Source organism: Mycobacterium kyogaense, from assembly GCF_036946525.1.
Taxonomy (GTDB): Bacteria; Actinomycetota; Actinomycetes; order Mycobacteriales; family Mycobacteriaceae; genus Mycobacterium; species Mycobacterium kyogaense_A.
Window position 1 is genome coordinate 1 of sequence record NZ_JAQIIY010000039.1, and the last position, 22,250, is coordinate 22,250.

The following is a 22,250-nucleotide window of genomic DNA, read 5'->3' on the forward strand; positions in this document are numbered from 1 at the left end:
GATTCCGGCCCTGCGCCTGCCCGACGAGTCGATGGAGCCCGATCAGACCTACCGCTTCATCCACGACGAGCTGATGCTCGACGGCAGCTCGCGGCTGAACCTGGCGACCTTCGTCACGACGTGGATGGATCCCGAAGCAGGGCAACTCATGTCGGAGACGTTCGACAAGAACATGATCGACAAGGACGAGTACCCGGTGACGGCCGCGATCGAGCAGCGCTGCGTGTGCATGGTGGCCGACCTGTTCCACGCCGACAATCTGCGCGACGACGACCCGTCCAGCGCGATCGGGGTGTCGACGGTCGGCTCGAGTGAGGCGGTGATGCTGGCCGGGCTGGCGCTCAAGTGGCGGTGGCGGCAGAAGCTCGAGGCGGCCGGGCAGGACTGGAAGGGCCGCACGCCGAACCTGGTGATGGGCTCCAACGTCCAGGTGGTGTGGGAGAAGTTCTGCCGCTACTTCGACGTCGAGGCGCGCTACCTGCCGATGGAACACGGGCGCTACGTCATCACCCCGGAGCAGGTCCTCGACACCGTCGACGAGAACACCATCGGTGTCGTGGCGATCCTGGGCACCACGTTCACCGGGGAGCTGGAACCCGTCGGCGACATCTGCGCCGCACTCGACACGCTGGCGTCCGACAAGGGCCTCGACATCCCGGTGCACGTCGATGCGGCCAGCGGCGGCTTCGTGGTGCCGTTCGTGCATCCGGACCTGGTGTGGGACTTCCGGCTGCCGCGGGTGGTGTCGATCAACGTCAGCGGGCACAAATACGGGCTGACCTATCCCGGCATCGGGTTCGTCGTGTGGCGCAACGCCGACCACCTGCCCGAGGAGCTGGTGTTCCGGGTCAATTACCTCGGCGGGGACATGCCGACGTTCACGCTGAACTTCTCCCGACCCGGCAATCAGGTCGTCGGGCAGTACTACAACTTCCTGCGGCTGGGTCGCGACGGCTACACCACGGTGATGCACTGCCTGTCCGACACCGCGCAGTGGCTGGCGCGGGAGATCGCCGGGATGGATGTCTTCGAGGTTATCTCGGACGGATCGGCGATCCCGGTCGTCGCGTTCACGCTGGTGAAGGGCTCCAAGTACACGGTGTTCGACGTGTCGGCGCTGTTGCGCAGTTACGGCTGGCAGGTGCCGGCCTACACGATGCCCGACAACGCCACCGACGTCGCAGTGCTGCGCATCGTGGTGCGTGAGGGCTTTTCGGCGAACCTGGCCCGCGCGCTGCGCGACGACATCGTCGAGGTGCTCGGCAAGCTCGACAAGACCGGCGTGGGCGGGTTCTCCGACGAGGCGCACTTCGCCCACTGACCCGTGTCCGACGGCGGCCTGGGACAATCGGGGGCGGTGATCAACGCACTGAACACGACCCAGCACACGACCCAGCACGTGCCGACGGCGACCGTCGATCTCGACGCCATCGCGCACAACATCTCCGTGCTGCGCGAACGCGCCGGCACGGCCGAAGTCATGGCCGTCGTCAAGGCCGACGGCTACGGCCACGGCGCGACCGCTGTCGGGCGGGCGGCGCTGGCCGCGGGCGCAGCCCAGCTGGGCGTCGCGACCGTCGACGAGGCCCTGGCGCTTCGCCGCGACGGCGTCACGGCGCCGGTGCTCGCCTGGCTGCACTCGCCCGGCATGGACTTCGCGCCCGCGCTGTCGGCCGACGTCGAGGTCGCTGTCTCGTCGGTGCGGCAGGTCGAGCAGGTGGTGTCGGCGGTCCAGCGGACCGGTCGCACCGCCACCGTGACGATCAAGGCCGACACCGGGCTCAGCCGCAACGGTGTCGCCCCGGCCGACTTTCCGGCCGTCGTCACCGCGCTGCGCGACGCCGCCTCCGACGGCGCGGTGCGCGTCCGCGGCCTGATGTCACACCTGGCGCACGGTGACAGCCCCGACCACCCGTTCAACAGCGTGCAGGCGCAGCGGCTCACCGAGATGGCCTCCGCGGCGCGCGAAGCAGGGGTGCACGTCGACGTCGTGCACCTGAGCAACTCCCCGGCCGCGCTGACCCGGCCCGACCTCGCCTTCGACATGGTCCGGCCGGGCATCGCCGTCTACGGCCAGACGCCGATCCCGGAGCGGGGCGACATGGGACTGCGGCCGGCGATGACGCTGACGTGCCCCGTGGCGATGGTGCGTTCGCTGCGCGCCGGCGACGGTGTCTCCTACGGGCACACATGGATCGCCGAGTCCGACACGACGGTCGCGCTGATCCCCGCCGGATACGCCGACGGGGTGTTCCGCCTGCTGAGCAACAAGTTCTCGGTGCAGATCAACGGCCGTCGCTATCCGAATGTGGGGCGCGTCTGCATGGACCAGTTCGTGGTGGATCTGGGGCCTGGGCCGGTCGGGGTGAGCGAGGGCGACGAGGCGATCCTGTTCGGCCCGGGCACCCGGGGTGAGCCGACGGCGCAGGAGTGGGCGGACCTGCTCGGCACCATCAACTACGAGGTGGTCACCAGCCCGCGCGGCCGCATCACCCGGGCATACCAGGGTGGTGGGCGATGAGCCCCCGGGCCGGATGGCTGGCGGGGGCGGCGGGGGTCGTCGCCGTCGGCTCGGCGGCAGGGGTCACCGCGGCGCGCTCGCTGCGCCGCCGGGTGACCGACGACGATCCGTACCGGGACGAGGATTTCGAGCTGCTCGATGCCGACCGCAGCTCGGTCGTCACGACGCCGGACGGGGTGCCGCTGGCGGTGCGGGAGGTCGGCCCGACGGACGCGCCGCTGACGGTCGTCTTCGCGCACGGCTTCTGTCTTCGCATGGGCTCCTTCCACTTTCAGCGGGCCCGCCTGAGCGAGCAGTGGGGCGCGCAGGTGCGCATGGTCTTCTACGACCAGCGCGGCCACGGACAGTCCGGCGAGGCGCCGCCGGACACCTACACGGTCGAACAGCTGGGCCAGGACCTCGAGAGCGTGCTGGCGGTCATGGCGCCGCGCGGACCGGTGGTGCTCGTCGGGCACTCGATGGGCGGGATGACAGTGCTCTCCCACGCCCGCCAGTACCCGCAGCGTTACCCGAGCCGCATCGTCGGCGCGGCGATCATTGCCTCAGCCGCCGAAGGGGTGTCGCGTTCGCCCCTCGGCGAGATCCTCAAAAACCCTGCGCTGGAGGCAGTTCAGTTCGCTGCACGCTATGCACCCAAGACGGTGCACCGGTTCCGTGGCAGCGCGCGGTCTGTCATCGGGCCCATCCTGCGGGCCGCGTCCTACGGCGACGAGAAGATCAGCCCGAGTGTGGTGGCGTTCTCCGAGAGGATGATGCACGACACCGCGATCGCCACGCTGGTCGAGTTCCTGCACGCGTTGGAAGTGCACGACGAGACCGCGGGCCTGACGACGCTGCGGAAGGTGCCGACGCTGATCGCGTGCGGCGACCGCGATCTGTTGACCCCTGCCGAGTCGTCGCGGGAGATGGCCGAGGCGCTGCCGAAGTCCGAACTGGTGATCGTCGGTGGCGCAGGACATCTGGTGCAGTTGGAGCAGCCCGAGATCATCGACGAGGCGTTGGTCAGGTTGGTCGAGCGGTCGACACCGTCGAAGCTGGTGGCGATCACCCGCCGGGTGCGGGATCGGGTGCGCAATGGCTGACTCGGGGGTGCAGCAACTGGCCAGCGCGCAGGACACGTTGGCGTTCGGTGCCGAACTGGGCCGTGAGCTGCGCGCCGGCGATCTGGTGGTGCTGTCCGGTCCACTCGGTGCGGGAAAAACGGTGCTGGCCAAGGGAATCGCCGAGGGGATGGACGTCGAGGGGCCCGTGCTGTCGCCGACGTTCGTCCTCGCCCGGGTGCATCGGGCGCGTCGACCCGATACGGCGGACATGGTGCACGTCGATCTGTACCGGTTGCTGGACGAGAATTCGGTGGATCTGCTCGCCGAACTCGACTCGCTGGATCTCGACACCGATCTCGACGACGCGGTCGTCGTCGTGGAATGGGGCGAGGGGGTCGCCGAGCGGTTGTCGGAGCGGCACCTCGACATCCGGCTCGAGCGGACCGCGGACAGTGACGAGCGCACGGCGATCTGGCAGTGGAGTAGGCCATGAGCAGGCTGGTACTGGCCGTCGACACAGCCACTCCCGCGGTGACCGCCGGGGTGGTGCGGCTGGGCTCCGGAATCGAGGTGCTCGCCGAGCGGGTGACCGTGGACCCGCGTGCGCACGCAGAAACGTTGACGCCCAACATCGTCGGGGCTCTGGCGGACGCGGACGTCGAGGTGAGTGCGCTGGATGCCGTGGTGGTCGGGTGCGGGCCGGGGCCGTTCACGGGGTTGCGAGTGGGCATGGCGACGGCGGCGGCGTTCGGACACGCACTCGGCGTCGCGGTCCGCGGTGTGTGCAGCCTGGATGCGATCGCGGCAGGGACGACGGGGGAGGTACTCGTCGTCACCGACGCGCGCCGGCGTGAGGTGTACTGGGCGCGGTACTGCGACGGGGTGCGGGTGGACGGCCCGGCGGTCAGCGCTGCGGCTGACGTGCCGGCCGGTGCGGCTGCGGTGGCCGGTTCACCCGAGCATGCGGCGCTGTTCGAGCTGCCGAGGCTCGCGCCCGTGTCGCCCACAGCCGCGGGTCTGGTCGCGGCGGTGGCGGACTGGGACGGCGATCCGGAGCCGCTGGTGCCGCTGTATCTGCGCAGGCCAGATGCGAAGCCGTCGGTGGCGAAGCGATGAACGTGCAGTACGCAACGCTGACGGCGGCGGACGCAGCGCGCTGCGCCGAACTCGAGGCGCAGTTGTTCGACGGGGACGATCCGTGGCCTGAGCGCGCCTTTCTGGCCGAGCTCGCGGCCAAGCACAATCACTACGTGGCGGCCCGCGCCGACGACAAGCTGGTGGGCTATGCCGGCATCGCGCGGCTCGGGCGGTGCAAGCCCTTCGAGTACGAGGTGCACACGATCGCCGTCGACCCCACGTATCAGGGTCACGGCATCGGCCGGGAGATGTTGCGCAAGCTGGTCGACTACGCCGATGGAGGAGCGATCTTCCTGGAGGTCCGCACCGACAACGAGGCCGCGATCAAGCTCTACGAGAGCGAGGGTTTCGCGCGTATCGGGCTGCGCAAGCGGTACTACCGCGTCAGCGGCGCCGACGCCTATTCGATGAAGCGGGAGCCGCGATGATCATCTTGGCGATCGAGAGTTCGTGCGACGAGACCGGTGTCGGTATCGCGCGGTTGGACGACGACGGGACGGTGACACTGCTGGCCGACGAGGTGGCCTCCAGCGTCGACGAACACGCCCGGTTCGGTGGAGTCGTGCCGGAGATCGCGTCGCGTGCCCATCTCGAAGCGTTGGGGCCGACGATGCGACGCGCACTGCAGGCGGCGGGCATCGACCGGCCGGACGTCGTCGCGGCGACGATCGGCCCGGGATTGGCGGGCGCACTCCTGGTGGGGGTGGCCGCGGCGAAAGCGTATGCGGCGGCGTGGCAGGTGCCGTTCTATGCGGTGAACCATCTCGGCGGACATCTGGCTGCCGACGTCTTCGATCACGGGCCGCTGCCGGAGAGCATCGGCCTGCTGGTGTCCGGCGGGCACACCAATCTTCTGCATGTGCGGTCGCTCGGTGAGCCGATCGTGGAGCTGGGCTCGACGGTCGACGACGCGGCGGGGGAGGCCTACGACAAGGTGGCGCGGCTGCTGGGTCTGGGATACCCGGGTGGCCGGGTGCTCGACGAATTGGCGCGTGAGGGCGACCCGGGCGCGATCGTCTTTCCCCGCGGAATGACGGGCCCCCGCGACGACCGGTATGCATTCAGCTTCTCGGGCCTCAAGACGGCGGTGGCGCGATATGTGGAGAGTCACCCGGAGTCCTCGCAGGCGGACATCGCGGCGGGTTTCCAGGAGGCGGTTGCGGACGTCTTGACGGCGAAGGCGGTGCGCGCAGCCGGCGAGCTGGGTGTGTCGACGCTGCTGATCGCCGGTGGCGTGGGCGCGAATTCGCGTCTGCGGGAGCTGGCCGAGGAGCGCTGCGCGGCAGCGGGTCTGACACTAAGGGTGCCGCGGCCGCGGTTGTGTACGGACAACGGGGCGATGATCGCGTCGTTCGCCGCGCACCTGATTGCGGCGGGTGCCGAGCCGTCACCGCTTGGTGTCGCGAGCGATCCGGGCCTACCGGTGGTGCGGGGGCAGGTCGCGTGACCGGGTGGGCCGACTCGTTGGCTGTCACCGAATTGCTCTACCGCTACGCCGAATTGATCGACGCCGGCGACTTCGACGGGGTCGGCCAGCTGTTGGGCCTAGGCAACTTCATGGGTGTCGCGGGTAGTGGGGCGATCGCGGCCCTGTTCGCCGCGACGACCCGCCGCTTCCCCGACCACGGCAACACCCCGCGAACCCGCCATCTCGTCCTCAATCCGATTGTCGATGTCACCGGCGACACTGCTACGGCGCGGTCCACCTTCTGTGTCGTGCAGCAGACGGATTCCGTTGCGCTGCAGCCGATCGTCGTCGGACGGTACGCGGACACCTTCGCCCGCGACGAAAACGGCTGGCACTTCACCGAGCGCATGGTCAATGTCGAGATGATCGGTGACGTCTCCGACCACCTGCTGATGGACCCCCGCCGACTCCGCTAGAACGGTGGTGGGTCGCCACCGGCGGGTGGGGTGGAGTAGTCGCACCAATCCTGTTGTGGTCGTTCAATACCGACGCTTTCGAGGACTTGTTCGCGGTGGTTGAGTTCGCGTTCTCTGCGGATGTAGGCGGCGCGGTTCTGGGTGCGGCTGCGGGAGCGGGTGGGCATCATGAGGTGGCGGCCCGGGGTGAGTCGCTGTGCGGTGGTGGTGTGGTTGGGTGGTGGTTCGGTGCGGGTGTTCCACGATGGGAACAGCAGCGCCGATAGCGGTGTGGTGGTGTAGGTGTGGCCGGTCGGGCTGATCAGATGCAGTCGTCCGTCGGGGGTTTGGCGTTCGACCCAGCCCTCCCAGAACGTTTTCAGTAAATGGTGTTGGCGGCAATAGCATTTGGTGTTGGCCGGATGTGTGGCGCCGAGCGGGTAGGGCACGGTGTGGTCGATGTCGGCGTGGGTGGCGGGTCGGTCGCAGCCGGGGAAGCGGCACGTCAGATCCCGCGAGCGCACGAACCGGTCCAGCGCGGCTGAGGGTCGGTAGCCGTTGGTGGCCAGGCAGTCGGTATCGCCGACGAAGCGGACCGTGGCGCCGTGGGCGATCAGTTCGGCCAACAGCGGTGCGGGCACGATCCCGCCGCCGGGGCCCACGATCAATGCCGCGCGGCGGCTGCCTGTCGCTGCCGGCCGGGTGGGCTCCAGCGGTGGGGTGGTCTCCGCACGACTGGGCACGTCTGCTTGCTCGGCGGTGGCTGCCTTCTCGACAAGTTCGGCCGATCCAGGGGAGTCCGCCGGATTGAGGTCTTCGCTCGCGTACGGAGCGGGCTGGGTGGCTGGGGGCGGCTCGACAGATCCCTCGAGATCGTCGGCAACGTCCGGTTTGTTGTTTGTGCGCGGGGCCGAGTCTCGCGCGGCCCGCGGCCTGTAGGCGGGTTGGGGTGGTTCCCCGTGCAGTTGTGGGTCGGGTTCGGCGTCGAGGGCGGCCTGGTCGGCGATGACGGTGATCGTGATGCTGGACGCGCGGCGGTCATCCACTGCTGTGGCCGCACAGTCGGGGCGGCCGCAGCGACACGACAGGGCTGTGGCACCGGCGGCCATCGCGCCGATCGAGTCGGCGCGTTTCTGATCCAGGGTGCGTGGATCGAACTCACACACCGAGGCGATCAGCATCGCCAACCGCGCTGACAGCAGCGCCGCGTCCGAGGCGGCCAACTGCCCGTAGACGGTGGTGATGCCGGCGGTGTCGTGGCGGTCGCCGATGGTGAACGAGCGATCCCGCGACCGATCCCGGACCCGCCGCACCGCATCCGGGTCATAGGTCTCGATCCAGACGTCGATGGCGGCCTCGAGCTTCTTCTGCGACAACACACCCCAGCAGCTGGCCGCGTCGACGAAGTGCCCGTCGAGCCGCGCCAACGGTGCGGGATCGACCACGAGCGCGGTGCGGGACACGATCGTGGTGACCACATCCATCGTGACCTGCCCGTCGGCCAACAGGGCTCCCAGGCGGGGGAGACGGTCGCGCAGTGTCAGTGCGAGGTCCATCTGCACCGATGCCCGCCCCGGGCTGATCGACAGCGCGGCACCGATCTCGGCGGCGGTGGCGTCCCAGTCCGAACACACCCAGCGCTCCCGCTCGGGGCGGCGGCGCCGACGCCACAACTCGGCGATCGCGGCGAGTTTGATCGCGTCAGCACGCGCAGCAGCGGCAGCGGAGCTGGTCACCACATCGACCAAATCCGCTTCACCCACCCGCGTCAGTTCGTACATATGTACTAAATTACCCACGGCCCGCCCGGCCCGGCGCGGCAAAATCCCAGCCTGTGGATAACTCGGAGGCTGGGGATGAATCCGCCGCCGTTCGCTCGGGGCGTACACAGGAACCCCAACCTTGAGGACCTAGCACTCGCATGTATAGAGTGCTAGGCGGCAGTCGGTTCAGCCCTGTGTCGGCACCCGCGACGACGGCGCGAGGGCGGTCACTGACCGCCGTGTACGCACACCCACATCAATATTTCCAGTGAAGGGGCTCCAATCGTGGCAGTCAACATCAAGCCACTCGAGGACAAGATCCTCGTACAGGCCAACGAGGCCGAGACCACGACCGCTTCCGGTCTGGTCATCCCCGACACCGCCAAGGAAAAGCCGCAGGAAGGCACCGTCGTCGCAGTAGGCCCCGGCCGCTGGGATGAGGACGGCGAGAAGCGGATTCCTCTGGACGTGTCTGAGGGCGACGTGGTCATCTACAGCAAGTACGGCGGCACCGAGATCAAGTACAACGGCGAGGAGTACCTGATCCTCTCGGCCCGCGACGTGCTGGCTGTCGTCTCCAAGTAAGCGAATCGTGTTCCGCCCCGGACGTTCCCGCATCGACGGGTGATGTCCGGGGCGGTGCGCGTTACACCCGTCCTAGGGAAAGACATTCATGAGCAAGCAAATTGAGTTCAACGAAACCGCGCGTCGCGCCATGGAAGTGGGCGTCGACAAGCTCGCCGACGCGGTCAAGGTGACGCTGGGTCCCCGCGGTCGCCACGTGGTGCTCGCCAAAGCCTGGGGTGGACCGACCGTCACGAACGACGGCGTGACCATCGCCCGCGAGATCGATCTCGAGGATCCCTTCGAGAACCTCGGCGCACAGCTGGTCAAGTCGGTGGCCACCAAGACCAACGACGTCGCCGGCGACGGCACCACCACCGCCACCGTGCTGGCCCAGGCGCTCGTCAAGGCCGGCCTGCGCAACGTAGCGGCGGGCGCCAACCCGATCGCGCTCGGTTCGGGCATCAGCAAGGCCGCCGACGCCGTGTCGGAGGCGCTGTTGGCTGCGGCCACGCCGGTCGCTGACAAGAAGGCCATCGCACAGGTCGCCACGGTGTCCTCGCGTGACGAGCTTGTCGGCGAGTTGGTCGGCGAGGCCATGACCAAGGTGGGCACCGACGGCGTCGTCACCGTCGAGGAGTCCTCGACGATGAACACCGAGCTGGAGATCACCGAAGGCGTCGGTTTCGACAAGGGCTTCATCTCGGCCTACTTCGTCACCGACTTCGATTCCCAGGAAGCAGTTCTCGAAGACGCGCTGGTGCTGCTGCACCGCGAGAAGATCAGCTCTCTTCCCGACCTGCTGCCCCTTCTGGAGAAGGTCGCCGAGGCCGGCAAGCCGCTGCTCATCGTCGCCGAAGACGTTGAAGGCGAGGCGCTCTCGACGCTGGTCGTCAACGCGATCCGCAAGACGCTGAAGGCCGTCGCGGTCAAGGCGCCGTTCTTCGGTGACCGTCGCAAGGCATTCCTCGACGACCTCGCAGTCGTCACCGGCGGGCAGGTCGTCAACCCCGACGTGGGTCTGATCCTGCGTGACGTCGGCCTCGAGGTGCTCGGCACCGCGCGCCGTGTCGTCGTGTCCAAGGACAGCACGGTGATCGTCGACGGCGGCGGCACCCAGGACGCGATCGACGGCCGCAAGTCGCAATTGCGTTCGGAGATCGAGGCTTCGGATTCCGACTGGGATCGGGAGAAGCTCGAGGAGCGGCTGGCGAAGCTCGCCGGCGGTGTTGCGGTGATCAAGGTCGGCGCGGCCACCGAGACCGACCTGAAGAAGCGCAAGGAAGCCGTCGAGGACGCCGTGGCCGCAGCCAAGGCTGCCGTCGAAGAGGGTGTCGTCGTCGGTGGCGGTGCGGCGCTGGTCCAGGCCCGCAGTGCACTCGACACGCTCCGCGGGGAGCTCTCCGGAGACGAGGCGCTCGGCGTCGGCGTGTTCGCCGCCGCGCTGTCCTCGCCGCTGTACTGGATCGCCACGAACGCCGGGTTGGACGGTTCGGTCGTCGTCAACAAGGTGTCGGAACTGCCTGCGGGACAGGGGTTCAACGCCGCGACGCTCGAGTACGGCGATCTGATCGCCGACGGTGTGGTCGATCCGGTCAAGGTGACGCGGTCCGCGGTCGTCAATGCCGCGTCGGTGGCACGTATGGTGCTCAGCACCGAGACCGCCGTTGTCGACAAGCCGGCTGAGCCGGAGGGCGACGGTCATGGCCACAGCCATGGTCACGGTCATCACCACCACTAGCAAGTGACGAAACACCCCCGGTCCTGTTGGGCCGGGGGTGTTTTCGTTCGATCAGCAACCGTGTGCGAAAGCGCTCCACTGCGCGCGAACACGCGCCGCCAACTCGTCGTCGACCCCGTCGGCACCCAACATCGGTGCGTCCGACCATGTTTCGCGTGAACCCAGCAGCAGCGGAACCTCGATGCAGTGGCATGCACCGAATGGGCCGGGGGTCCAGTCGACGCGGTAGGTGTGAGCCCGCCCGCCGGCCGCGCGCCAAGAAGCGGCCAGCGCCAGCGCGGGGGGCGCCGAACATCTGCCGCGTGATCAGGCGTCCCGCCGCCGATGACGCCGCAGCGCCGACTGCTCCCAGCCGGCGCAACCGGGCGCCGCGCTGGTCGAGCATCACGAACGGCAGCGCGTCGTCGCGGGTGTACCCGACGAGAATCTCGACGCGCGACGCCGCGGACGTCATCGCCGCACCCATCGGCGCCTGTTCCACCGTCGGGGCGAACGGCATCTTGCCGATCATGCCGAACGGCGCGGCAGCGTTCAGTGCGGCCACCTGCGCCTCCATCAGCAGCCCGATGTCCGCGGTGCCCGGTGCGACGCCCGACAACCGTGCCAGCGCTGACGCCCGCATGGCCGCGACCATCGCGGTGCGGTCCACACCGTGGACGCCCAGCGGTGCGCTCTGCAGGATCGCCCGCGAGAACAGGGTCTGCGTCTCCGGGCACATCATCAGGGCCAGCGCCGAGTAGCCGCCCGCGGACTGACCGAACACCGTGACTCGTCGAGGATCACCGCCGAACGCGGCGATGTTGTCCTGCACCCACCGCAGCGCAGCGATCTGGTCCTGCAGGCCCAGGTTGTCGCAGCCCGCATCGGCGAGGTTGAGGAAGCCCAGAATGCCGAGCCGGTAGCTCACCCGGACGACGACGACGCGCCCCTCGCGCACCAGCGCGTCGGCATCGTATTTCGCTGCCTCACCACTTCCGGACACGTACGCGCCGCCGTGTAACCACACCATCACGGGGAGGTCGGTCGCGTCGGCCGGTGCGGTCACGCTCAGGACCTGGCACTGCTCGCTCGTGTCGAGTTCGTCGACCAGGGGCCCGGTGAGGAAACCCAGCCGCGACGGCAGTTGCGGACAGGCAGGGCCGCGCGCCGTCGCATCGACGAGGTCGGGGGATGCGGCAGGAGATGCGGTGAAGGGGACCGGCGGGGCGAAGCGGTCCGCCGTCGCATACCGCACTCCGCGGGCTTGGATGAGCCCGTCGTCCTCGCTGACCAGCAGTCGGCCACCCGTCGAGGAGATCTCACACGTGGCCACAGGTCCAACCCTAGGGCGATGTGCCCACACTCACCCTGTCAGGCCCTGGTCATTGCGCCTGCCATGAGTAAAATAGGTTTTGCTCATGACCGAGACGGCTGAGCGAATCCACAGGACCAAGGAGGGCGCAGCCGTGGGCGCGCAGTCACGCCAGCGGGGGCTTTTGAGCCGGATCGTGCGGGAGACCGACCCGCCGACCGGCGCGATGCCGCGGCTCCCTGCATCGTCGGCAGACATCGACGACGCCTACTACGCGCGCGTCGGCGACGTGCTCGACCTGGCGGGAAACATCGGCGCCATCCTGATGGCGTCGGGGACACCTGCCACCGCCACGATGGATCAGGTCACCGCGATCACGTCGGCCTACGGTGTCGAGCGCTGCGAGGTCGACGTCATCAACACCACGATCCACATCGCCGCCTACCGCGGTCCGTCCTCACCGGTCAGCACCCTGCACATCGTGCAGTCGCGGTCCATCGACTTCAGTCGGCTGGCTGCAGTCGACCGGTTGATCACCAAGATCCGCGACGGTGAGATCTCGCCGGGCGACGCTCGCGCCGAACTCGACGAGATCATCATCGCCCCGCACCCGTACCGCCGGTGGATCGCCACCCTGGCCTGGGGCGCGCTCGCGTTCGCCACCGCAGGCACGCTCGGCGCGACGTGGCTGGCCTGTGTGGTCAGCGCGCTCAGCACCATGACCATCGACCGCGTGAACCGGCGTCTCAACCGCCACGGTCTGCCGTTCTTCTTCCAGTACGCCGTCGGCGGCGCCATCGCTGCCGCCCCACCGATCATCCTGTACTGGCTCAGCCCGAGGCTGGGCCTGGACTTCGAGCCCAGCGTGGCCATCGCGGCCGGTCTCGTGGTGTTGCTCGCGGGACTGTCCCTGGTGGGATCCGTCGGCGACGTCATCAGTGGTGCACCGGTGACGGCCGCCGGCCGCTTCTTCGAGTTGGTGATGACGACGGGAGCGACGATCGCCGGCGTGGCTCTGGTGCTGCACCTGGCCAACCGTTTCGGCGCGCCGTTCGTGGCCATCGACGCGCACTCGCCTCCCGCCATCGCCGAGTTCCCCGCCCGCGTCGCGTTCGGCGCCGCGAGCGCAGCGGCCTACGCGCTGGCCTGCTACGCCGAACGCTCGGCGGCCATCGCGGCCGCCTTCGGTGGGGCGGCGGGCACCATCGCATTCCTGCTCGCCCAGGGCGCCGGCCTGGGGGCCGTCGTCGCGTCCTTCGTGGCGGCGGTACCGATCGGGCTGGTCGGCCGGCTCATGGAGCGTCGCAACCTGGCTCCGCCGATGGTGGTGTCGATCGCGGGCATCGTGCCCTTGCTGCCCGGCCTGGCGCTGCTGCACGGCATCTACGCGATCCTCAACGACCAGAGTGCCGTCGGCTTCGCCTCGGTGCTGGGCGCCTTCGCGATCGGGACGGCGCTGGCGGCGGGCGTGACGCTCGGGGAGTGGAGTTCGTGGAAAGTGCGCCGGCGGCGGCTGCAGGCGCGGCGCACCAACCGCAACCTCAAGCTGCCGGGCCGCTCGCCGCTGAGCTCCGCGGACTAGCGCGGTACTAGGTGGCCTCCAGGCGGGCCCGCACAGCGGCCATCCGGTGTTGCAGGTCGGCCTCCGAGATCACCCCGCGCGCCAGCAGCGAGTGCGCGAGAGCGACGAGCTGGTTCTCGGGGTACGGCAGATCGGAGTAGGTGGTCGCCACGAGGACGTCCTCCTCGTCGCGGCGCTCCTTGAACGTCGGCACGTCAGCCTCGCAGGCGGCGCGGTCCAGTGCGTCGCACAATCCGTCCAGGCTGGTCTTCCACGGCGGCACCGGATTCTCGACGCCGTACTTCGCGGCCATGCGCGGCCACACCTGATCCCGGTCGATGATGCCGCGCAGCGCTGCACTGTCCACGGTCACTCCGCGATCGGGTGCAGTGCGGGCCGGGTGTCGGTGACGACGTTGGTGCTCACCCCGGGTTTGGGCAGCGCGACACCGATCAGGCAGTCGCGGGTGACGATCTCGGCGAGCTGGTCCTCGGTCCAGCCCTCGGTGCCCGGCGGCCGCATCGGCATCACCATGAAGCGGTGCTTCTGGTTGGAGTCCTGCACCCGGACCTCGACGTCGTCGGCCAGGTAGAGCCCGAATTCGGCGAGGACCTGCCGGGGCCAGCGCACCAACCGGCGGCGGTAGTTCGGCGTGCGGTACCACTCGGGGGAGTTCCCGAGGATGGGCCGGGGATAGCACGAACACAACGCACACACGATGACGTGATGCACGCCAGGGGTGTCGATCAGGATCTCGAAAGCGGTGAAATCGCTGGGTGTTCCGAATCCGGTCGGTTCCATCCAGTCGACGCCGACCTCCTTGCTCGCCGCCATCGGTTCGGTCGCCGCGAGTTGTGCGAAGGCCGGATCCAGCCATGCCCGGGCCACCAGCCGCGCTGCGGGCGTCGGGCCGATCTGCTCGGCGAACTCGGTGAACCGCCGGTGGTCTTCCGCGGTGAAGATGCCCTTCTCGATGCAGAGTTCGCGCAGCGCGATCTCGAGCACCTCGAAATCGGTGATCTCGTCGACCATCGGCTTGACGGTGCGGTCGTGATCGTGCGAGTGGTCGTGCGACACGGTCGATTCCCCTCTCGGACAGCGCAATTCAGCGCGGCGCCAACCAGCGCTCGGGTAGCTCGGTACGTAGCGTGTCCGAGGCGGTGCCGGTGTAGCCGTCCCAGAGCTCGCTCTGGGTGAACTCGACGACGTAGAACCATTCCGGTCGGGCGTCGGGCCGGTCCCACGTCTCGTCCTCGGCGGCCGGGCTCTCGTAGGCCACCGTGGCGATGCGCCCGGACGCGCCGCGCACGTACTCGGGGGTGCGGGTGTAGAAGATCACCGGGAGGTCGCGCACGACCACCTGATCGCCGACGGAGAAGCGCGGGGTACCGGCCTGTCCGGCGTAGACCTGAGGGTCGCCCTTGCCGACGGCGTGCCGGTGGTGGGCGTTGCGCGCAACGTCGGCGCCGTCGCCTTCGGACTTCGGCTGCGCGTCCGGCGCGCGGCCCGCCAGTCCGTCGGCATAGCGCTGAGCCACCTCGGCCATCCGCTCGCTGAGCTCACCGAGGCTGATGTGATGCTTCTCGACGAGGACCCGGGCCACCGCGAGCAGCCACCGGCCGTAGTAGGGCAACCCCAGGTACTCGGCGCGGCCCACGTCGACGTTGCCGATGCGACGACGCTCTTCGGAGAGCCAGATGCCGCGCGCGGCGAGCACCTCGCACATGACGTAGGTGAGCTCTTCCCACTGTTCGTACTGTTTGTTCTCGTACTTCATGGGGGCGTCGGGCTCACCGCCGACATCGTGAACGGGCTTGAGATACGCCTTGATTCGCGCAGAATCGAGCAGATCAGGCGGGGGAGCGTCGGGTAACTCGGGGAAAGCGGATTTCAGGCGCGCCACCAGCTCGAGTTGTGCGGCGCGCTCCGCGGCGGAACTCATCCCTTGCGACCCCCCCGGGGTGGCAGCTAGGCCTTGCGGTCCGAGCCTAACCTCGGTCCCGTCAGTCCCGGGGGGTTTCGGGACGATCAGGCGGAGCGGCGAATTCCGCGCTTGAGCAGCAGTTCGCGCTCGGACTCGCTCAGGCCACCCCAGATGCCGTAGGGCTCACCCACAGCAAGTGCGTGTGAGCGGCACTGGGTGATCACGGGGCAGCTGCGGCACATCTCCTTGGCGCGCATTTCACGCTGTGCGCGGGCACGGCCACGCTCGCCGTCGGGATGGAAGAACATCGAGGAATCGACACCCCGGCAAAGACCTTGCATCTGCCAATCCCAGATGTCGGCGTTCGGACCGGGAAGCTGCTGCGGCTGTGGCATTGCGAAACCCCTCTCTGCACATCCCATTTTGGAGACTCAATGGATGCGTCAGTCGTGGAAAAGATCCGAGCCAAGTCGCCGATGACCACTCGTGCACACAACGTAGAAGGGCTCCGGAATTTCCGTCAATAGCCTCCCCTGTGCGAAAGCGCATACGGCCCAGGCCAGATTTAACATCGCGTTCATCGGTGCGACTCGTTCGCAACGACCGAGGTGATAAGCCCTCGCTGTCGACCGCCTACTTCGGCGTCATTTGTCCCGGTCAGTTAATGTCGCGCTGCCAGAACAGAACTCGACACCCGTCGATCAGTTTTCATGTTCGTAACACGGCGAGCATGAACTGTTAACTGACGGACCCAACATATTTGTCGTTGTTGATAGCGTCGGCTCTCGACATGGTCTTCGATTCCGACCCCGATTCCGGCTCAGCAGCGTTCGGCGGCAACCCGGGCGCGTGGCCGCTGGCAGCTGCCGGCACTCTCGAAGGACTGTGGCTGCGTGCCGTGGCCGCCGGCGGGCAGGGCCGCTATGCCGCCGCCGAGGCAGACCTCGATCGACTACTGCGCGTCGCCGGACGTGGGCCGCTCGCCTCTCTGGCGCTTAGCACCCGCGGCTCGTTGCGGCGCCAGCTCGGCTGGCACGAGCGCGCCCGCTCGTTCGACGGCGCGGCCTGGGGGCTGTCGAATGGAACCGGCGAAGCCGGCGCGGACGCCCTGATCGGCCTGGCCGCCGACGCGCTCGGCGTCGGTCGGTTCGCGGCCTCGCAACGGGCGCTCGCCCGCGCCGCCGACCTCGTGGCGGGCGCACACTCAACCCGCCTGGCCATCCGCCTGGCGTGGGTGTCGGCGGAGCTGGCCATGGCACGTGGCGATGCGTCCGCCCCCGGACACGCGCAGCGGGCCGTCGAGCTGGCCGACAGCACGCCGTCGGTGCGCCACCGGATCAAGTCACTGCTCGTACGTGCCGCCGCGCACTGCGCGACGGGCGACCTCGCCGCCGCCCGCACAGACGGCGATCGCGTACTGGCGCAGACCGCTGAGCACGGCCTCGTCCCGCTCCGTTGGGCGGCCGCCTCGCTACTGGAGGGCATCGGGAGCGTGAACTGTTCTGAACGCCAGATCACAGACATTCGTCGCAGTTGCGCCGAAACCGTGATCAGACGAGGCGGCGTGTGGCGCTCGCGCTAACGGGGCTGCGCCCCCAGTGGTCGTTATTGTTTAGCTGAGCCACACAACTGACACCCCCATCCGGTGTCCCCGACGTAACGCTGGAGAGCCTGCTCACGATGACAATTTCGGGAGAACGTCTCGATGCTGTCGTGGCAGAAGCCATTGCTGGCAATCGAGATGCACTCCGGGAGGTGCTGGAGATCATCCGCCCCCTCGTCGTCCGCTATTGCCGGGCGCGCGTGGGATCCGCGGAACGAAGCGGTCTCTCAGCTGATGACGTTGCTCAGGAGGTGTGCTTGGCTGCCATCACCGCGCTGCCGCGGTACAAGGATCAGGGACGACCGTTCCTGGCCTTCGTGTACGGCATCGCAGCGCACAAGGTTGCCGACGCACATCGGGCCGCCGGACGTAACCGGGCGGACCCGATGGAGGTGGTGCCGGAACGATTCTCCGGTGAGGCCGGTCCCGAGCAGATGGCGATCGACTCCGAGTCGTCGGCCAGGATGAACGCCCTCCTGCAGATCCTTCCCGAGAAGCAGCGCGAGATCCTGATCCTGCGCGTGGTCGTCGGTATGAGCGCCGAGGAGACCGCCGAGGCGGTCGGTAGCACCGCTGGTGCGGTCCGGGTGGCCCAGCACCGCGCGCTGTCACGCTTGAAGACGGAGATCATGGCGACGGGACGTGACCATGCCTGACTTCGGACGCTGGAACAACAGCGGTGGAGATCCGTCGCTGAACGAGATCAACCGCACCGATCAGTTCCTCGACGCACTGGCCGGGCAGCAGCCCGTCTACTCGACCGACCGCGGCGAAGCGGAACTGGCCCAGCTGTTGGCCGGTTGGCGCGACGACGTGCGCGAGACGCCGATGAGCGACGTGCTGACGCTGCAGGAAGCGGCCGCGGCCCTCGATCGCGTGAGCTCGCCGGGGCGCCGGCGACGGGTGTCGCTGGCCGTGGTGGGCTCGGCGGCGGCCGCGGTGTTGTGCCTGGGTGGGTTCGGCGCGGTGGTCGCGGGCTCCGGTCCTGGTGATGCGCTGTACGGCCTGCGTACCGTGCTCTTCGGCGAGCAGGAGCAGACTCGCGACGACGCGGTGGCCCTCGCCGCGCAAACCGAGATGCAGCAGGTGCAGAAGCTGATCGAGCAGGGTGACTGGCAAGGTGCCCAGGCCAAGCTCGAGTCGGTCACGACGACGGTCGCGACGGTCGGCGATGACCAGCGCAAGGCCGAGCTCGTCTCCCAGTGGCAGGAGCTGACCGTCAAGGTCGAGGCTCAGAATCCTGCCGCGACGGTGGCGCCGGGCGCTCCGCTGCCCACGTTCCCCGTGGTCAGCATCGACCCGAACGCAGTTCTGCCGACCTCACCGTCGGAGACGACGTCGGTGACCTCCCCGTCGGTGACCTCCCCGTCGGCGACGTCGTCTTCTCCGGTGCCGAGCGATACCACCACCTCGGGTGAGGCCCCGTCGAGTGAGGCCCCGTCCTCGACGGCGGGGGACGACCCCCTCGTCGGCAGCGTCGTCGTCGGAAGTGCCGCCGTCGAGCACTGCGGCTCCGACGTCGTCCACGCAACAGCCCGCTCCGTCGTCGACCACGTCGCGCACGACGGTGGCCCCGTCGAGCTCGACGTCGGCTTCCACGTCTGCGGCTGTCACCCCGACCACGACGACGTCAGTAGTCGTTCAACAGTCGACGACGACGATGGCACCGCGGGTCACGACATCGGCCGCCGCGCCGACGTCAGCCGCGCCTCCGATCAGCACGCCCGCGCCGATCGTCGCGATTCCGTCGATCGCGGTGGAGCCCGTAGCACCCGCAGTGCCTGCGATTCCGACCACGACGATTCTGCCGGTGGTGCCGGAGGCGCCCCGCTGACGGGCAGCTGACAGGGCGAGGAATTCAGCCCTCAGCGATAGCCGTCGGACTCCGAGGCCGCCTCATTCAGCGACGCATCGGCATAGCCGCGGCAGTAGTCCCATGTGACGTACGAATCGGGCTCGGGATCGTAGGCCGGCTCGTGCGGCCGTACGGTGCCGTCGACCAGGAGCTGCAGCAGGTTGGCTCGCAGCATGTCCCAGTCGTGATAGTGGTCCTGCTGGCATTCGTCACAGCAGACGACCAACCCGCGAATTCCCTTGTGCGCCAACAGCGCTTCGTAGACGGCAAGGTCGGCCAGGTCGGCCTCCACGGCGGTGCGTTCCTGCGGATCCAGCGGCTGCCCGGGCTCGAGAGCATCGAGGGCTGCCGACGGATCGCTCGGGTCGTCGGCGAACGGGTCAGGCGGCAATCCTGGTGGCAGGTGGTCTCGCACGCCACAAGACTACGCAGCCCTGCGGGTATCGCGCCAGCACTCGCGCGGCACGTCATGGCGAACGCAAATGCCGAGCTTGATGCCGATAAGATGGGTCTTCAGGTCGCGTTCGTCTCTGGATCGAAGGGCCTGTCCCGTGTCTGGTTACTGGAGGCTCCCATGTCGATCGCCGAGAGCAGCATTCCCCTGGCCGTGCCGGTGCCCACCGGCGGTGATGATCCGACCAAGGTGGCCATGCTCGGTCTCACGTTCGACGACGTCCTGCTTCTGCCCGCCGCCTCCGATGTGATTCCCGCCACTGCGGACACGTCCAGCCAGCTGACCCGCAAGATCCGGCTGAAGGTGCCGCTGGTCAGCTCCGCGATGGACACCGTGACGGAGTCGCGGATGGCGATCGCGATGGCGCGCGCCGGCGGCATGGGAGTGCTGCACCGCAACCTTCCCGTGGCCGAGCAGGCCTCCGCCGTGGAAACCGTCAAGCGGTCCGAGGCCGGCATGGTGACCGACCCCGTCACCTGCTCGCCGGACAACACGCTCGCCGAGGTCGACGCGATGTGCGCGCGGTTCCGCATCTCGGGTCTGCCGGTGACGGACCAGCACGGCACGCTGCTCGGCATCATCACCAACCGCGACATGCGCTTCGAGGTCGACCAGTCCAAGGCCGTGCGCGAGGTGATGACCAAGGCCCCGCTGATCACCGCGCAGGAAGGTGTCTCGGCCGAAGCGGCGCTGGGACTGTTGCGCCGCAACAAGATCGAGAAGCTGCCGATCGTCGACGGGAACGGCAAGCTCACCGGTCTGATCACCGTGAAGGACTTCGTCAAGACCGAGCAGTTCCCGCTGGCCACCAAGGACAGCGACGGACGGCTGCTGGTCGGCGCGGCCGTCGGCGTGGGCGATGACGCGTGGACGCGTGCGATGACGCTGGCCGACGCCGGCGTGGACGTGCTGATCGTCGACACCGCGCACGCCCACAACCGCGGCGTGCTCGACATGGTGCACCGGCTCAAGGTGACCATCGGCGATCGCGTGGAGGTCGTCGGCGGCAACGTCGCCACACGCGCGGCGGCCGCAGCCCTGGTCGAAGCAGGCGCTGACGCGGTCAAGGTCGGCGTGGGGCCGGGCTCGATTTGCACCACCCGCGTGGTCGCCGGGGTCGGTGCCCCGCAGATCACGGCGATCCTCGAAGCCGTCGCCGCGTGCGCGCCGCACGGCGTGCCGGTGATCGCCGACGGCGGGCTGCAGTACTCCGGTGACATCGCGAAGGCGCTGGCCGCGGGTGCGTCGACGGCGATGCTCGGCTCGCTGCTGGCAGGCACCGCCGAATCGCCGGGCGACCTGATCTTCGTCAACGGCAAGCAGTTCAAGAGCTACCGCGGCATGGGCTCGCTGGGGGCGATGCAGGGCCGCGGCGCGGGAGGCAACCTGCGTGGCTCCTACTCCAAGGATCGCTACTTCCAGGACGACGTGCTCTCGGAGGACAAGCTGGTGCCCGAGGGCATCGAGGGCAGGGTGCCGTTCCGCGGGCCGCTGTCGCAGGTCATCCACCAGCTCGTCGGCGGACTGCGCGCGGCCATGGGATACACCGGCTCGGCCACCATCGAGGCGCTGCAGCAGGCGCAGTTCGTGCAGATCACCGCGGCCGGACTCAAGGAGAGCCATCCCCACGACATCACGATGACGGTGGAAGCTCCCAACTACACCACCCGCTAGGGTCGTCGCGGGATCTACAGGGGAGTGGACAACATGCGAGACATGGTCGAGATCGGTATGGGCCGAACCGCGCGCCGTACGTACGAACTCGGCGACATCAACATCGTGCCGTCACGGCGCACCCGGTCGTCCAAGGACGTCTCGACCGCCTGGCAGCTCGATGCCTATCGGTTCGAGATCCCGGTGCTCGCCCACCCGACCGATGCGCTGGTGTCTCCGGAGTTCGCCATCGAGCTCGGCCGCCTCGGCGGGCTGGGCATCCTCAACGGCGAGGGCCTGATCGGCCGGCACGCCGATGTCGAGGCGCGCATCACCGAGGTGATCGACGTCGCCTCCAAGGAGCCCGACCCGTCGGTCTCGGTCCGGCTGCTGCAGCAATTGCACTCTGCGCCAATCGATCTCGATCTGCTCGGTGCCGCGGTGGCCCGGATTCGCGAGGCCGGGGTCACCACCGCGGTGCGCGTCTCGCCGCAGAACGCGCAGGCGCTGACGCCGACGCTGGTGGCTGCCGGCATCGACCTGCTGGTCATCCAGGGCACGATCATCTCCGCGGAAAGGGTCGCCCAGGACCACGGAGCCGGTGAGCCGCTGAACCTGAAGACGTTCATCTCCGAGCTCGACGTGCCGGTGGTCGCCGGCGGCGTGCTCGATCACCGCACCGCGCTGCATCTGATGAGGACCGGGGCGGCCGGCGTGATCGTCGGGTACGGCTCCACGGTCGGGGTGACGACGTCGGACGAGGTGCTCGGCATCAGCGTGCCGATGGCCACCGCGATCGCCGACGCCGCCGCCGCACGGCGCGAGTACCTCGACGAGACCGGCGGCCGGTACGTGCACGTCCTCGCCGACGGTGACATCCACACCTCGGGCGAGCTGGCCAAGGCGATCGCCTGCGGCGCCGACGCCGTCGTGCTCGGCACCCCGCTCGCGTCGGCCGCCGAGGCGCTGGGCGGTGGCTGGTTCTGGCCGGCCGCTGCCGCGCACCCGTCGCTGCCGCGCGGCGCTCTGCTGCAGGTGGCGACCGAGGAGCGGCCGTCGCTCGCGCAGGTGCTCAATGGTCCGTCCGACGATCCGTTCGGCGCGTTGAACCTGGTCGGAGGCTTGCGGCGGTCGATGGCCAAGGCCGGCTACTGCGATCTCAAGGAGTTCCAGAAGGTCGGGTTGACCGTCGGCAACTGAGCCGCGGACGGCCGCCACAAGCCATGCTTTACAAATTAGGGCAACCTGTCTAGAAACTACTGGACGGTAAGTTCATA

23 protein-coding genes are annotated in these 22,250 nt (G+C 68.7%); 16 read left to right on the forward strand and 7 right to left on the reverse strand.

Translation table 11 applies throughout. The annotated features are described in order from the left end of the window. The 8 genes from PGN37_RS25805 to PGN37_RS25840 all read left to right on the forward strand — a co-directional run. Positions 1 to 1,321 (forward strand): glutamate decarboxylase (locus PGN37_RS25805; protein ID WP_335333825.1); only part of this gene is annotated, 1,321 nt, incomplete at its 5' end. 36 nt (positions 1,322 to 1,357) lie between these two features. Beyond that, complete coding sequence (gene alr, locus PGN37_RS25810) at positions 1,358 to 2,521, forward strand: alanine racemase (protein ID WP_335333826.1); 1,164 nt, start codon at positions 1,358 to 1,360, stop codon at positions 2,519 to 2,521. Then, positions 2,518 to 3,603: an alpha/beta fold hydrolase gene (locus tag PGN37_RS25815; protein WP_335333827.1), complete on the forward strand. Its 1,086-nt coding sequence runs from the start codon at positions 2,518 to 2,520 to the stop codon at positions 3,601 to 3,603. Before alr ends, PGN37_RS25815 begins: the two co-directional genes overlap by 4 nt. Further along, positions 3,596 to 4,057, forward strand: a complete 462-nt coding sequence (tsaE, locus tag PGN37_RS25820; protein ID WP_335333828.1) for a tRNA (adenosine(37)-N6)-threonylcarbamoyltransferase complex ATPase subunit type 1 TsaE — start codon at positions 3,596 to 3,598, stop codon at positions 4,055 to 4,057. Before PGN37_RS25815 ends, tsaE begins: the two co-directional genes overlap by 8 nt. Beyond that, a complete protein-coding gene (gene tsaB / locus PGN37_RS25825) occupies positions 4,054 to 4,680 on the forward strand; it encodes a tRNA (adenosine(37)-N6)-threonylcarbamoyltransferase complex dimerization subunit type 1 TsaB (protein WP_335333829.1) in 627 nt (208 codons plus the stop codon). Before tsaE ends, tsaB begins: the two co-directional genes overlap by 4 nt. Then, on the forward strand, positions 4,677 to 5,129 hold the full coding sequence (rimI, locus tag PGN37_RS25830; protein ID WP_335333830.1) for a ribosomal protein S18-alanine N-acetyltransferase: 453 nt from the start codon (positions 4,677 to 4,679) through the stop codon (positions 5,127 to 5,129). The genes tsaB and rimI overlap by 4 nt, the downstream gene beginning before the upstream one ends. Beyond that, positions 5,126 to 6,148: a tRNA (adenosine(37)-N6)-threonylcarbamoyltransferase complex transferase subunit TsaD gene (tsaD, locus tag PGN37_RS25835; RefSeq protein ID WP_335333831.1), complete on the forward strand. Its 1,023-nt coding sequence runs from the start codon at positions 5,126 to 5,128 to the stop codon at positions 6,146 to 6,148. Before rimI ends, tsaD begins: the two co-directional genes overlap by 4 nt. Then, the gene (locus PGN37_RS25840) at positions 6,145 to 6,585 is read left to right on the forward strand and encodes a nuclear transport factor 2 family protein (protein ID WP_335333832.1); all 441 of its coding nucleotides are present in this window, start codon (positions 6,145 to 6,147) and stop codon (positions 6,583 to 6,585) included. Before tsaD ends, PGN37_RS25840 begins: the two co-directional genes overlap by 4 nt. On the opposite strand, the gene PGN37_RS25845 is transcribed toward PGN37_RS25840, so the two are convergent. Then, positions 6,582 to 8,345 (reverse strand): HNH endonuclease signature motif containing protein, encoded by a 1,764-nt coding sequence (locus PGN37_RS25845; RefSeq protein ID WP_335333833.1) that lies wholly within the window; start codon positions 8,343 to 8,345, stop codon positions 6,582 to 6,584. The two genes, PGN37_RS25840 and PGN37_RS25845, sit on opposite strands and share 4 nt — an antisense overlap. A gap of 264 nt (positions 8,346 to 8,609) precedes the next feature. Between PGN37_RS25845 and groES the strand changes: the two genes are divergently transcribed. After that, positions 8,610 to 8,912 (forward strand): co-chaperone GroES, encoded by a 303-nt coding sequence (gene groES, locus PGN37_RS25850; RefSeq protein ID WP_032668542.1) that lies wholly within the window; start codon positions 8,610 to 8,612, stop codon positions 8,910 to 8,912. 88 nt (positions 8,913 to 9,000) lie between these two features. Continuing rightward, positions 9,001 to 10,632 carry a chaperonin GroEL gene (gene groL / locus PGN37_RS25855; protein WP_335333834.1) on the forward strand — a complete coding sequence of 544 codons (1,632 nt, stop codon included), beginning with the start codon at positions 9,001 to 9,003 and terminating at the stop codon, positions 10,630 to 10,632. Here the strand turns inward: groL and PGN37_RS25860 are convergent. Next, positions 10,541 to 11,944: a carboxylesterase family protein gene (locus PGN37_RS25860; protein ID WP_335333835.1), complete on the reverse strand. Its 1,404-nt coding sequence runs from the start codon at positions 11,942 to 11,944 to the stop codon at positions 10,541 to 10,543. The genes groL and PGN37_RS25860 overlap by 92 nt on opposite strands. Positions 11,945 to 12,029: 85 nt before the next feature. Here PGN37_RS25860 and PGN37_RS25865 point away from each other — a divergent pair, with 85 nt between their 5' ends. Further along, positions 12,030 to 13,505: a threonine/serine ThrE exporter family protein gene (locus PGN37_RS25865; RefSeq protein ID WP_335333836.1), complete on the forward strand. Its 1,476-nt coding sequence runs from the start codon at positions 12,030 to 12,032 to the stop codon at positions 13,503 to 13,505. A 7-nt stretch (positions 13,506 to 13,512) separates the two neighbouring features. On the opposite strand, the gene PGN37_RS25870 is transcribed toward PGN37_RS25865, so the two are convergent. The 4 genes from PGN37_RS25870 to PGN37_RS25885 all read right to left on the reverse strand — a co-directional run bounded on the left by PGN37_RS25870 (position 13,513) and on the right by PGN37_RS25885 (position 15,803). Next, complete coding sequence (locus tag PGN37_RS25870) at positions 13,513 to 13,797, reverse strand: thiocyanate hydrolase (RefSeq protein WP_335333858.1); 285 nt, start codon at positions 13,795 to 13,797, stop codon at positions 13,513 to 13,515. A 56-nt stretch (positions 13,798 to 13,853) separates the two neighbouring features. Then, positions 13,854 to 14,516, reverse strand: a complete 663-nt coding sequence (gene scnC, locus PGN37_RS25875) for a thiocyanate hydrolase subunit gamma (RefSeq protein ID WP_335333859.1) — start codon at positions 14,514 to 14,516, stop codon at positions 13,854 to 13,856. A gap of 73 nt (positions 14,517 to 14,589) precedes the next feature. Beyond that, on the reverse strand, positions 14,590 to 15,426 hold the full coding sequence (locus tag PGN37_RS25880) for an SH3-like domain-containing protein (RefSeq protein WP_335333837.1): 837 nt from the start codon (positions 15,424 to 15,426) through the stop codon (positions 14,590 to 14,592). 86 nt (positions 15,427 to 15,512) lie between these two features. Then, the gene (locus PGN37_RS25885; RefSeq protein ID WP_043406099.1) at positions 15,513 to 15,803 is read right to left on the reverse strand and encodes a WhiB family transcriptional regulator; all 291 of its coding nucleotides are present in this window, start codon (positions 15,801 to 15,803) and stop codon (positions 15,513 to 15,515) included. 395 nt (positions 15,804 to 16,198) lie between these two features. Between PGN37_RS25885 and PGN37_RS25890 the strand changes: the two genes are divergently transcribed. The 3 genes from PGN37_RS25890 to PGN37_RS25900 all read left to right on the forward strand — a co-directional run bounded on the left by PGN37_RS25890 (position 16,199) and on the right by PGN37_RS25900 (position 18,856). After that, positions 16,199 to 16,990 carry a hypothetical protein gene (locus PGN37_RS25890; protein ID WP_335333838.1) on the forward strand — a complete coding sequence of 264 codons (792 nt, stop codon included), beginning with the start codon at positions 16,199 to 16,201 and terminating at the stop codon, positions 16,988 to 16,990. Between the two features lie 98 nt (positions 16,991 to 17,088). After that, complete coding sequence (locus tag PGN37_RS25895; protein WP_335333839.1) at positions 17,089 to 17,667, forward strand: sigma-70 family RNA polymerase sigma factor; 579 nt, start codon at positions 17,089 to 17,091, stop codon at positions 17,665 to 17,667. Next, the gene (locus PGN37_RS25900) at positions 17,660 to 18,856 is read left to right on the forward strand and encodes an anti-sigma-D factor RsdA (protein WP_335333840.1); all 1,197 of its coding nucleotides are present in this window, start codon (positions 17,660 to 17,662) and stop codon (positions 18,854 to 18,856) included. Before PGN37_RS25895 ends, PGN37_RS25900 begins: the two co-directional genes overlap by 8 nt. 20 nt (positions 18,857 to 18,876) lie before the next feature. On the opposite strand, the gene PGN37_RS25905 is transcribed toward PGN37_RS25900, so the two are convergent. After that, a complete protein-coding gene (locus tag PGN37_RS25905; RefSeq protein ID WP_043406106.1) occupies positions 18,877 to 19,281 on the reverse strand; it encodes a DUF5319 domain-containing protein in 405 nt (134 codons plus the stop codon). A 159-nt stretch (positions 19,282 to 19,440) separates the two neighbouring features. Between PGN37_RS25905 and guaB the strand changes: the two genes are divergently transcribed. Further along, complete coding sequence (gene guaB / locus PGN37_RS25910) at positions 19,441 to 20,994, forward strand: IMP dehydrogenase (protein WP_335333841.1); 1,554 nt, start codon at positions 19,441 to 19,443, stop codon at positions 20,992 to 20,994. Positions 20,995 to 21,036: 42 nt separating this feature from the next. Beyond that, the gene (locus PGN37_RS25915; RefSeq protein WP_335333842.1) at positions 21,037 to 22,173 is read left to right on the forward strand and encodes a GuaB3 family IMP dehydrogenase-related protein; all 1,137 of its coding nucleotides are present in this window, start codon (positions 21,037 to 21,039) and stop codon (positions 22,171 to 22,173) included. Positions 22,174 to 22,250: the final 77 nt, after the last annotated feature.

Bases quoted from the DNA above. Each gene is read 5' to 3' on its own strand.
- tsaE (WP_335333828.1), top strand. From the start codon at position 3,596: ATGGCTGACTCGGGGGTGCAGCAACTGGCCAGCGCGCAGGACACGTTG.
- groL (WP_335333834.1), top strand. From the start codon at position 9,001: ATGAGCAAGCAAATTGAGTTCAACGAAACCGCGCGTCGCGCCATGGAA.
- scnC (WP_335333859.1), bottom strand. From the start codon at position 14,516: ATGGTCGACGAGATCACCGATTTCGAGGTGCTCGAGATCGCGCTGCGC.
- guaB (WP_335333841.1), top strand. From the start codon at position 19,441: ATGTCGATCGCCGAGAGCAGCATTCCCCTGGCCGTGCCGGTGCCCACC.
- PGN37_RS25845 (WP_335333833.1), bottom strand. From the start codon at position 8,345: ATGTACGAACTGACGCGGGTGGGTGAAGCGGATTTGGTCGATGTGGTG.
- PGN37_RS25865 (WP_335333836.1), top strand. From the start codon at position 12,030: ATGACCGAGACGGCTGAGCGAATCCACAGGACCAAGGAGGGCGCAGCC.
- tsaD (WP_335333831.1), top strand. From the start codon at position 5,126: ATGATCATCTTGGCGATCGAGAGTTCGTGCGACGAGACCGGTGTCGGT.
- PGN37_RS25890 (WP_335333838.1), top strand. From the start codon at position 16,199: ATGGTCTTCGATTCCGACCCCGATTCCGGCTCAGCAGCGTTCGGCGGC.
- PGN37_RS25815 (WP_335333827.1), top strand. From the start codon at position 2,518: ATGAGCCCCCGGGCCGGATGGCTGGCGGGGGCGGCGGGGGTCGTCGCC.
- PGN37_RS25895 (WP_335333839.1), top strand. From the start codon at position 17,089: ATGACAATTTCGGGAGAACGTCTCGATGCTGTCGTGGCAGAAGCCATT.
- tsaB (WP_335333829.1), top strand. From the start codon at position 4,054: ATGAGCAGGCTGGTACTGGCCGTCGACACAGCCACTCCCGCGGTGACC.
- PGN37_RS25885 (WP_043406099.1), bottom strand. From the start codon at position 15,803: ATGCCACAGCCGCAGCAGCTTCCCGGTCCGAACGCCGACATCTGGGAT.
- PGN37_RS25915 (WP_335333842.1), top strand. From the start codon at position 21,037: ATGGTCGAGATCGGTATGGGCCGAACCGCGCGCCGTACGTACGAACTC.
- PGN37_RS25880 (WP_335333837.1), bottom strand. From the start codon at position 15,426: ATGAGTTCCGCCGCGGAGCGCGCCGCACAACTCGAGCTGGTGGCGCGC.
- PGN37_RS25900 (WP_335333840.1), top strand. From the start codon at position 17,660: ATGCCTGACTTCGGACGCTGGAACAACAGCGGTGGAGATCCGTCGCTG.
- rimI (WP_335333830.1), top strand. From the start codon at position 4,677: ATGAACGTGCAGTACGCAACGCTGACGGCGGCGGACGCAGCGCGCTGC.
- PGN37_RS25870 (WP_335333858.1), bottom strand. From the start codon at position 13,797: ATGGCCGCGAAGTACGGCGTCGAGAATCCGGTGCCGCCGTGGAAGACC.